The following is a 10,560-nucleotide window of genomic DNA, read 5'->3' on the forward strand; positions in this document are numbered from 1 at the left end:
GCGCCGCACCAGGTCAGGGAAGGTGCCGGGCGAACGCCTCGTACCCCCGGTCGTCGAGGACGACGAACCGTACCTCCTCGACCGGTGGTGCGGCGGCCGCGCGGACCGTCTCGACGGCGATCCGCGCGCCGTCGTCCAGCGGCCATCCGTAGATGCCCGTGGAGATCGCCGGGAACGCCACCGTACGGGCGTCGAGTCCGGCGGCGGCCTTCAGTGACTCCCGGTAGCAGGAGGCGAGCAGCTCCGACCGGTCCTCGGTGGCCGACCAGCGGGGCCCGACGGTGTGGATGACGTGCCGGGCCGGGAGGCGCCCCGCGGTGGTGGCGACGGCCTGCCCCGTCCCGAGCCCCTTGCCGTAGTGCGAGGCGCGCAGTGCGCGGCAGGCGGCGAGGATCTCCGGGCCGCCGCTCCGGTGGATGGCGCCGTCGACTCCGCCGCCGCCGAGCAGCGAGGAGTTCGCCGCGTTCACCACGGCGTCCACGTCCTGCTTCGTGAGGTCGCCCCGGACGAGGACGAGACGGGGGCTCATGCCGCCCGGAGCCTTCGCCAGACGGCCTTCGCCGCGTTGTGCCCGGACATGCCGTGCACGCCGGGCCCCGGCGGCGTCGCCGACGAGCAGATGAAGACGGCCGGGTGCGGGGTCGTGTACGGGGAGAGGGAGAGCTTGGGGCGCAGCAGCAGTTGGAGTCCGCCGACCGACCCGCAGGCGATGTCACCGCCCACGTAGTTGGCGTTGCGCACGGCCAGCTGGGGCGGGCCCGCGGTGGCGCGGGCGAGGACGAGGTCCCTGAACCCCGGCGCGAAGCGCTCCAGTTGCCGCTCGATGGCGTCGGTCAGGTCCCCGTCCCAGCCGTTGGGGACGTGCCCGTACGCCCAGAACGTGTGCTTGCCCGCGGGTGCGCGGGTCGGGTCGACGACGCTCGGCTGCACGGTGATGAGGAACGGTGTCTCGGGGGCCCGGCCGTCGGCAGAGGCGGCGTGCAGGGCCTTGCCGATGTCGGAGCGGTACGGGCCGACCTGCACGGTCCCCGCGGTCCTGGCCTCCTTCGCGGTCCAGGGCACCGGGCCTTCGAGCGCGTAGTCGATCTTGAAGACGCTGGGTCCGTAGCGGAACCGGTCGTAGTAGCGGCCGAGCCCCGCGATCCGGGCGAGCGCGGTGGGCGAGGTGTCGAAGACGTAGGCGCGGGCGGGCGGCAGGTCGTCGAGCCGCTTCACCTCGTAGTCGGTGTGGATCGCCCCGCCGAGGTCCTTCAGGTACGCGGCGAGAGCGTCGGAGAGGGACTGGGTGCCGCCGTGGGCCACGGGCCATCCGCGGGCGTGCGCGGCGAGGGCGAAGACGAGGCCGATCGCGGACGTCGCGAAGCCGCCGAGCGGGGCGATGGTGTGGGCGACGAGCCCGGCGAAGAGGGCGGGCGCCCGCTCGTCGCGGAAGCGGCGCATCAGCCACGTCGCGGGCACAAGACCGAGCAGCCCGAACCGGCCGAGGGTGACGGGGTCCCGGGGCAGGGCGCTGAGCGGCAGCGACATGAAGTCCCGCATGAGGGCGTCCCAGCGCGGCAGGAGCGGCTCGATCAGGCGCCGGTACGCGCCCGCGTCGCGCGGCCCGAAGGAGGCGGCGGTCTCGGCGACGGAGCGGGAGAGGACGGCGGCCGTGCCGTCGGGGAACGGGTGGGCCATGGGCAGCTCGGGGTGGTCCCAGCGCAGTCCGTATTGCTCCAGCGGCATCGCCCTGAACGCCGGGGAGTTGACGCCCAGCGGGTGCGCCGCCGAGCAGGGGTCGTGGCGGAAGCCGGGCAGCGTCAGCTCCTCGGTGCGCGCGCCGCCGCCGACGGTGGGCTCGGCTTCGAAGAGGGCCACGGACAGGCCCCGCCTGGCCAGTTCGACCGCGGCAGTCAGCCCGTTCGGTCCCGCACCCACGACGACGACATCGAGCATCGACGGCACCTTCGGACTCCTTCGTCAGCCGGCGGCCACTGCCCGCACAGGATATGCCGCGGCGCGGGCAGCCCTTGGCGCGGGTACCGCGGGCAGCCCTTGGCGCGGGTACCGTGCGCCCGCTCAGGCGCCGTCCGCGAGGAGACCGGCGATCCGGCGCGCCGTCGCCGCGTCGCGGGCCGCCGTGAACGGCAGCGCGTTGCCCCCGGTGATCGAGAACGGGACGCCGTCGCGGGTGAGGTGCGCGCCGCCCGTCTCCTCGACCAGGAGCAGCCCCGCGGCGTGGTCCCAGGCCAGCTCCCAGCCGAAGGCGACCGCGTCGAGGTCGCCGCGGGCGATGGCGAGGTACTCCAAGCCCGCCGAGCCGCACGGCCGCGGGGCGACCCCGTCGGTGCGCAGGCCCAGCAGGGTCCGCTTCTGCTCGTCGGTGGTGAAGTCGGGGTGGGAGGTCGCGACGCGCAGGTCACGGCCGGGTACGGGGGCGCCCGCGGGCAGGAGCCGGCTGTCGAGCCGGGCGCCCCGGCCGCGGACCGCCACGGCGAACTCGCCGAGCGCGGGCGCGTGCGTCCAGGAGGCGAGGACCACGCCGCCGAGCGCGAGGGCGATGAGGGTGCAGAAGCCGGGGTCGCCGTGGACGAACTGGCGGGTGCCGTCGACCGGGTCGACGATCCAGACCGGGTCGGCGCCGCGGACCGCCTCGTACGTCGTCGGGTCGGCGGCGACCGCTTCCTCGCCGACCACGACGGATCCGGGCAGCAGGGCGGTCAGCTCGCGGGTCAGATACTCCTCGGCGCGCTTGTCGGCGACGGTGACGAGGTCGTGCGGGGCGCTCTTCTGCTCGATCTCGTGGGCGGCGAGCTGCCGGAAGCGGGGCGTGATCTCGGCGGCGGCCGCGGCGCGGACGGTCCGCTCCACGTCGGTCAGGAGCTGGTGGGTGACATTGCGGGTCAGAAAGTCGTCGATGCTTTCTGTTGCTGTTTCGATCATGTCTCCATGGAAACATGCCGCACTGACAACGCGCACCGGCCCGCTGAACGGCGAGTGGAATCGCCATGAAAACGGCGATTCCACCGGCCGGGGCGGTGGGTCAGCGGCCGACGGCGTAGCCCTGCATGCCGCGCGGGTTGGCCGCAGCCGACAGGACGCCGGTGCGCGGGTCGCGGGCGACGGCGCACAGGCGGCCCTCGGACCAGGCGTCGGCGACGGTCACGTCGTGTCCGCGGCGGCGCAGCTCGGCGACGACCTCCTCGTCCATCCGGGACTCGACGGTGACCGACCCGGGGCGCATGCCGCGCGGGAAGAAGGAGCCGGGGAACGAGTCGTTGTGCCAGTTCGGGGCGTCGATGGCGCCCTGGAGGTCGAGCCCGCCGCGGACCGCCCCGCGCAGCGCCACCGCCAGGAAGAAGTGCAGCTGCCACTGGTCCTGCTGGTCGCCGCCGGGGGTGCCGAAGGCCAGCACCGGGACGCCGTCCTTCAGCGCGAGCGACGGGGTCAGCGTGGTGCGCGGGCGGCGGCCCGGGGTGAGCGAGTTCGGCAGGCCCTCCTCCAGCCAGGCCATCTGCAGGCGCGTACCGAGGGGGAAGCCGAGCTCGGGCACGACCGGGTTGGACTGGAGCCAGCCGCCGGAGGGCGTCGCGGCGACCATGTTGCCCCAGCGGTCGACGATGTCGAGGTGGCAGGTGTCGCCGCGGGTCAGGCCGTCGCTGCCGACGTCGGGCTCGCCGGGCACCGGGGACGCGGGGCTCTTGGCGACCGTGGGCTCACCCGCGCCCGCGACCCCCATGGCGTCGAAGCCGGGCTCTCCGGCGGCGACCGCCGTGGCGTGTGCGCTCAGGCGCGGCGCGGCGCCGAGGGGGCTGCCGGGCCGCAGCTCGTGGGAGGCCTTGCCGGGGTCGACGAGGGCGCGCCGCGCGGCGTTGTAGTCGTCCGACAGCAGCGCGTCCACGGGGACGTCCGCGGCGTCGCCGTACCAGGCCTCGCGGTCGGCCATGGCGAGCTTGCAGCCCTCGATGAGCAGGTGGACGTAGTCGGCGGACCCGTAGGCGGGCAGCTCGGGCGGGAGGACGGCGAGCTGCTGGAGGAGGACGGGGCCCTGGCTCCAGCCGCCCGCCTTGCACAGCGTCCAGCCGTTCCAGTCGTACGTCGCCGGGGCCTCGTAGGTCGCTTCCCAGGAGGCCAGGTCGGCGAGGGTGAGGGTGCCGGTGTGGCGCTCGCCGCTGGTGTCCTTGGTGGGCTGCCCGGCCTGGCGTACGAGCGCCTCCGCGATGAACCCCTCGCGCCAGACGCGGCGGGCCGCCTCGATCTGCGCGGCGCGGTCGGGGCCCGCCGCCTCGGCCTCCGCCACGACCCGCTTCCAGGTGGCGGCGAGCCGCGGGTTGCGCAGCAGCTCGCCGGGGGCCGGGGCCTTGCCGTCGACCAGGTAGACCTCGGCCGACGAGGGCCATTCGCTCTCGAAGAGCTCGCGTACCGTCTCGACGGTCTCGCCGACGCGCTCGACGGGGGCGTGGCCGTCCTCCGCGTACCCGATGGCGTACTTCAGGACGTCGGCGAGCGACTTCGTGCCGTGGTCCCTCAGAAGCAGCATCCAGGCGTCGAAGGCGCCGGGCACCGCGGCGGCGAGCGGGCCCGTGCCGGGGACGAGGTCGAGTCCGAGCTCGTCCTTGTAGTGCGCGACGGTGGCGCCCGCCGGGGCGACGCCCTGGCCGCACAGCACCCGCACGTCGCCGCCTGCCGGGGCGAGGATGATCGGCACCTCGCCCGCGGGGCCGTTGAGGTGCGGCTCGACCACGTGCAGGACGAAGCCCGCGGCGACGGCGGCGTCGTAGGCGTTGCCGCCGTCCTCCAGGACCGCCATCGCGGACTGGGAGGCGAGGTAGTGCGTGGAGGACACCATGCCGTATGTCCCCTGGAGGGTGGGACGAGTGGTGAATTGCATCTCTGACCTTGTGGTTTGGGGGAGTTGACCGGGTCCATACAACCCCAGGTGGAAGTCTGGGGAGAACGAACGTGAGGCCACCTCCTCCACTTACTGGCGCGTAACGGTGGCATACCGGACACGCAACCCGGCCTGCACGGGCGGTCGTTCTGCTCCTGAGCAAGGGCCTGATCGCCGTCAGCCTCGATCGTGAGACGGCACGGGCAGCCGGCCTGCCGGTGATGCGCCTCGACCTGATCCTCTACACCGTGGTGACCGCCACGATCGCGAGGCCCCTGGGGCCGTCGGCAACATCTCCCGTCGCTTCTCATCACCCCGGCCGCGGCCGCCCGCAGCCTCACCGAGCGCCTGTGTGCCCGACGCGCCGGAAGCTTACGGAGCCATGATCAATCCCCCCAAAGCAGCTCCAGGCCAGAGTCGTTACGCCGACCTTTGTCAGTGGCTGCGGGTAGCCTGAAGGATTCGCAGCTATCACTACATCTAGTGGTCGGGTGGCCTGACGGGCCCACAAGTTGTGTTCCCCGTACCCCACTTGGGCCACAGGATTCTTGAACCATTCCTGGGCAACCGAAGCACCTACGAATCTCACCCCCACTGAACCCCAAAGCCGGCCATAACCGGCAGAGCTTCACCAAGAGAGAGCCGAGGAGGTGTTTTTGCGGACCGCGTCTGGCGCACCGTGACCTGCGAAAGCACGCCCCTGATGACCCATCAGGGGCGTGCGCCAACCGTGCGTCATACGTGCGTCACGTGCGTCGCTCGTGCGTCAAGATATCGCCCGTAACGCCCACAGCGCACATAATGCACACTCGACGAAACAGCAGGTCAGCGGCCCTTCTCAGCGGGCTCAAGGATCGCGACGCATTCAACATGATGCGTCATCGAAAAGATGTCGCAATATCGGACTATCACACAACCCCAGGTCAGACCGCATTTTCGGCCCCATCCACCTATCCGAAACCCCCTTGGAGCGTCAAACGAGCGTCAGGCGACTACGTCTAACCAGCCCCTCAGGACCGAACGGGCTACGGACCTCACCGTCGATCTCGACGGACGGGGGCAACCAGAGTGAGGGGCCCACCGGTACAGCCGACAGCCACTTGCACACCGCACCTAGTGGGGGCCACCTGACATTCGCCCTCCAAAGTGGGCACGGCAGCAGGCTCCCCCTCGTCGTGGAGTCCGGTATCCAGAGCCCTTTACCCACGGACTACGCGACGAGGGTCAGGCGGGCATCCATGCTTTCCCACGCATCAAGTACCGCTTCGTGGGCTCCCGGCTGGAGATGCGCATAGCGCTCGGTTGTCTGGTAGTTCGCGTGCCCGAGCAAGTGCTGGACCTCATAGAGCGAGACCCCTGTCTGGACGAGCCAGGAGGCGCACGTATGGCGCATGGTGTGCGGCGAGTAATGCGGTACGAGCCGCTGCTCACCGGCAACGTCGAGGTAGTAGGCGTTGTCCAGGGCCGGCCACCAGGTGTAGCGGCGCCAGTTCCCGTCGTTCTACGGTCGTCCGGCACGGCCCTTGGTGAGTGTGGTGAAGACCAGGTCATCGGAAGCGAGTCCGCGCATGTGGCACTCGAGGGCGTCGAGGACGTAGGGCGGGAGCGGGACTTCACGTCGGCTTTTCGTCGTCTTCGGGTACGGCTGGACGCCGTTGCCCGTGTTGACGTCAGCGACAAGCAAGCGGGATCGATGACGGTCGACGCTGCGACAGCGGAGCCCGGTGAGCTCGCCCCAGCGCAGTCCGGTGTAGAAGCCCAGCAAGCACATGGTGCGCCAGGCCGACGGGAGTGAGCGCAGCACACTCTGCGCCTGACTGGGCGTGAACCATTGCGGCGGGCGGGCCGGAAGGCGCGGCAGCGTGATGCGTCGGCATGGACTGATCACAAGTAGGTCATCGTCGACGGCCGCGCGCAGCAACGACGACGTCAGCTGGTAAGACCGTTTAACAGCGGACGGCCCCACCCCCTTGTCGGAGAGCAGACGAATCCACATCTGCACATCGAGGCGCTGGATGTCCCTCAGCTGCCAGTCCGCCCAGTACGGCAAAACATGGTTCCTCAGGGCGGACTCGTCACCCCGCAGCGTCCGCGGGGCGACCACCCTCGCGTTCCACCAACGTGTGTGCCAGTCCCGAAAGCTGACCGCGCTCCCCTCGGATCCCGACGGCCACGAATGCACAGACTCGCCTCTCGCTCGATACCCCAGGCACGGGCCTGCACCTTCGACGGGTACGTCGCGGAGAAGCGCCTGCCCGCACCATCCCGGACCGTAGCCTGCCAATTGCCCGAACTTAGCCTCCGCAGATACAGATGAGCTCCTCACCCAGTGGCCGCACCGGCATCAGCAGGCCAGCCCCACCATGAACCTTCGCCAAGACCGATACGCCGGAACCGGCCGTCTCAGGCGCCAGGTCCCTCAGATGCCGTCAAAAACCACCCGGATCAGCACGGCGGGGCACAGGTCGTCTCCGCCAACTCGCTTTTGGTGCAGGCATTTGGAACACCGGCTCCAGTTCGGCCCGGACGGCCCCATTCGGGTCGCCGAGCAGGCCGATCAACGCCCCCGCCGCTCACTTGCACCGAGTCGGCCGATCCCGAGCGCATCATCTGCACGGTCCGCACCGACCTGCGCGAGATTCAGCTGATGTCCTCCAAATGCCTTGTTCACCCAGCGCTCCGGCACGACGGCCTTCGGCGTCAACCTGCAGGTACTCCGCATGCTGACCAACGCGACAGCGCTCGAGCGAATCGCGGTGGGCAGACGGCGAGAGAGGCAGGGCGACCACTTCAAGCCAACCCGCGTGTTCTAGTCAAAGCTGACGTACAGCCATTTCGAATTTGACTTGTACACGTAATCTGTAAAGCACGCCTACCTGCGGCACACCCGTACGTCGCTAGGTGGCTAGGTGTTTCCAGAGGCGCCGGGTCCCGAACTCCCCCACATCTGGCACCGGCACGGGTTCGCGTATGCACCGACTCAGCCTCGCTGAATGATCTTTTCATCCCCCCACATGCAGTCAAGCGCCAGCTAAAAGGCGCCACTTGACGCCGGGACCGAGGGCAGTGCTCGACCTGCCTGCGATGAAGGGATGGAGATTGCGAAGATACCGTTGGGTCGCGGCGCTGGTCACGGTCGCCACAATGATGTTGACAGCTCTTCCGGCCAGTGCCGTGACAGACGATGTGCGCGAGTTCACCAGAACTCAATTCACTATGCCCCAAGGCGCTTACTCCCCTCAGCCAGGGGCCCAGAAGCGGGGGCATGTCAGCCCAGAGAGTCCGGCAGAGGCGAAGCGCCGCACCGACTACGTGAAGACGCTCCCCCAAAGAACCCGTGCAGCAAACTCGGTGAACATGAGCGAATGTTGGGACGCGATGGCGCCGTCAACAGGCGGCGAGGAAACCCTCACTCATTTCACCTGGTGCAAGGTCGGGATCTTCACCACAGAAGACGTTCGATGCGACCAGTCCGGCTGCAAGACTGTGGGATCTGTTAGCTTCCGCATGTCCATGATGGGGATGGGCAACCAGGGATCGAGTGCAACGGCAGATCGCAAAATCCGCGCCTGGGTCATGCTCGACCAGGCCGTAGTGTCAACGCCACCCCCCGATCTGACCAAGCGGCTCCGGTTCGCCCCGGACTGCTCCACGACGAACAGCAACACCACGTGCAAACCCGGACCTGAGACCGGGGACACTTTCACTCTGGGTGACTGGTCGCGATTTGGTGGGCTCAGCACCAACATCGACTTCACCCTCCCGCCGGGCACCGCCACGGACACGGAACGGATTGCCTACGGCGACTTCACATTGACATCTCAAGTCCTGGGAAACCCTGCGAATACAGACAGTCTCATCTTCGGCCCGGAAAGCGGGTTCCGTTGCGACTCGTCCCCCTCGGTTAACTACCACGGATGTGTTTTCCCTGACGTCATCTCACAGTTCTGGCTGAAGGCCACTCCAGATGTGATAGAGGAAGCGAATCACGTTTGGAAGGCCCAGCACCAGTCAGGCCTCACTCTCCCCATCTCGCCAGATGGCAAGTCCATCCCGGGGTCCCGGAAGACCGGGAAGCCCTTGGAACGTCTCACCAATGCCGCATCCAAGAAGGCCAACAACGACAAGTCTGCACGCTATTGTCGCGAATATTGGGGCAGGGGATATTCGCAGGGAAACACCAAACAGTGCGATGAGTACCCTTTCCAGTCGACCTGGCAAGGCTCATCCGTCGGCAGCTCGGCCACTAAGCACTTCTCCGTCGAAGTCATCGACCGGGAACAAAACCGAGTGGGTGGCGAGCACCTCAACGCCTTCTACAATAGCCAGCGCATCATCGAGCAGGACAAATTCTACGTCGATGTGCTCGCAGCAGACGGCAGCCCATACCAGGGCGCCGGTGCACCTAGCGGAGTTGCCGCCCCCGTCAAGTACAGCAGCTGTGAAGACTCCGCCCTGGTGGAAGCGAAGCAAGTGGAAACCGCGGCGTATCCACAGGACATGTTCAATAAATACGCTTCGACTACCGCACGCGGTTGGACCGGCGGTGACTCGACCTACAGCGTCACCCTCCCGGACGGACGCCGACTCTGGCTGTTCTCCGACACGTGGCTGGGGCCCCTGAAGGCCGACGGCACAAGACCCACGAACGCCCCCTTCATCAACAGCTCGATCGTCAGCCAAGTCGGCGACAACCTGGAAACGATCACGGGCGGCACGACCAGCAATCCAACTGCGCTCATGCCACCGCCGGCAGACAACCACTGGTACTGGCTGGGGGACGCCCTCGTGGCCGAAGTGGGAGGAAAGAAAAAGCTGCAAGTTGTGTTCCACGAGTGGTACAAGTTCGGCGACGGCGCCTGGGACTTCGGCTTCTATCGGGCACTGGTCGCCACCTTCGACTCCGGCGACCTATCGTCTCCGGAGTCCATAGCGCCCCTTCCCTCCAGAGCCGACGTGCAGTGGGGTGCTGCAGTCATGTCGCCCGAGCAAAGCGACGACGGCTACACGTACATATACGGCGTCAATGACGCACCGCTGAACAAGAAGATGAGAGTCGCCCGCGTCAAGGGGAGCAACATTGCCGACGCCAGCAAGTGGCAATATCTCAACACCGAAAAGGGCGCGTGGATGTACGGCGAGACAGAAGGGAACGACACAACGGTCGGAATCGCTAACGAATACAGCGTGACCCCGCACAAGGGCAACTTCATCTTGGTCAGCCAGGACAGCACCGAAGCATTCAGCGGAAAAATTAGAATGTGGCAAGGCTGCGACCCATACGGGCCGTTCGGATCATGGGTAGGTCATGACGAGGTCTACCGGATGCCCGAAGGGGGCCCCGTGCCCTTCGGGGACTGCGTGGCCGCAGGTAAGGAAGAAGACGGCAGGTGCTTCTCCTACAACGCGCACGTCCACCCCTCCCTGGCCTCCGGAGACCGATGGACCCTGTCCTACAACGTCAACAACTTCGACACAAGGGTCTCCCCAGAGGGTGCCCACTTCCGCGATCCCACCATCTACAGACCCCGCTTCGTCTCGTTCAAGCTGATCTCCACCGGAACGCTAAGGTCCAAGGCCAAACTGTCCTACTCCGCTAGGCCGTTTCTGATGGCTCTTGGTGTGCTGGGTGGATCTTTTGGTCGGGTGGGAAGTGGCTTCGTATGGTGCGACGACATGAACTCACCGAC

At 68.0% G+C, this 10,560-nt stretch carries 8 protein-coding genes; 2 read left to right on the forward strand and 6 right to left on the reverse strand.

Annotated features, from left to right (window positions below):
• Nucleotides 1-13: 13 nt before the first annotated feature.
• From ACZ45E_RS23775 to ACZ45E_RS23790, 4 genes are all read right to left on the reverse strand, one after another.
• A complete protein-coding gene (locus ACZ45E_RS23775; RefSeq protein WP_468223629.1) occupies nt 14-529 on the reverse strand; it encodes an O-acetyl-ADP-ribose deacetylase in 516 nt (171 codons plus the stop codon).
• Nucleotides 526-1,935 carry a phytoene desaturase family protein gene (locus tag ACZ45E_RS23780; RefSeq protein WP_468223668.1) on the reverse strand — a complete coding sequence of 470 codons (1,410 nt, stop codon included), beginning with the start codon at nt 1,933-1,935 and terminating at the stop codon, nt 526-528. The genes ACZ45E_RS23775 and ACZ45E_RS23780 overlap by 4 nt, the downstream gene beginning before the upstream one ends.
• A gap of 123 nt (nt 1,936-2,058) precedes the next feature.
• The gene (locus ACZ45E_RS23785; protein WP_468223632.1) at nt 2,059-2,922 is read right to left on the reverse strand and encodes an inositol monophosphatase family protein; all 864 of its coding nucleotides are present in this window, start codon (nt 2,920-2,922) and stop codon (nt 2,059-2,061) included.
• Nucleotides 2,923-3,022: 100 nt separating this feature from the next.
• Nucleotides 3,023-4,870 (reverse strand): gamma-glutamyltransferase family protein, encoded by a 1,848-nt coding sequence (locus ACZ45E_RS23790; RefSeq protein ID WP_468223634.1) that lies wholly within the window; start codon nt 4,868-4,870, stop codon nt 3,023-3,025.
• A gap of 170 nt (nt 4,871-5,040) precedes the next feature.
• Between ACZ45E_RS23790 and ACZ45E_RS23795 the strand changes: the two genes are divergently transcribed.
• On the forward strand, nt 5,041-5,256 hold the full coding sequence (locus ACZ45E_RS23795) for a hypothetical protein (protein WP_468223670.1): 216 nt from the start codon (nt 5,041-5,043) through the stop codon (nt 5,254-5,256).
• Between the two features lie 824 nt (nt 5,257-6,080).
• On the opposite strand, the gene ACZ45E_RS23800 is transcribed toward ACZ45E_RS23795, so the two are convergent.
• Entirely contained in the window at nt 6,081-6,263 is a 183-nt protein-coding gene (locus ACZ45E_RS23800) for a tyrosine-type recombinase/integrase (RefSeq protein ID WP_468223636.1), read from the reverse strand.
• Between the two features lie 108 nt (nt 6,264-6,371).
• Entirely contained in the window at nt 6,372-7,196 is an 825-nt protein-coding gene (locus ACZ45E_RS23805) for a tyrosine-type recombinase/integrase (RefSeq protein WP_468223639.1), read from the reverse strand.
• Nucleotides 7,197-8,227: 1,031 nt separating this feature from the next.
• Here ACZ45E_RS23805 and ACZ45E_RS23810 point away from each other — a divergent pair.
• Nucleotides 8,228-10,560: NucA/NucB deoxyribonuclease domain-containing protein (locus tag ACZ45E_RS23810; protein WP_468223641.1), on the forward strand; the 2,333-nt coding region annotated here is incomplete at its 3' end.

It is taken from the genome of Streptomyces sp. NPDC030991, from assembly GCF_055571235.1.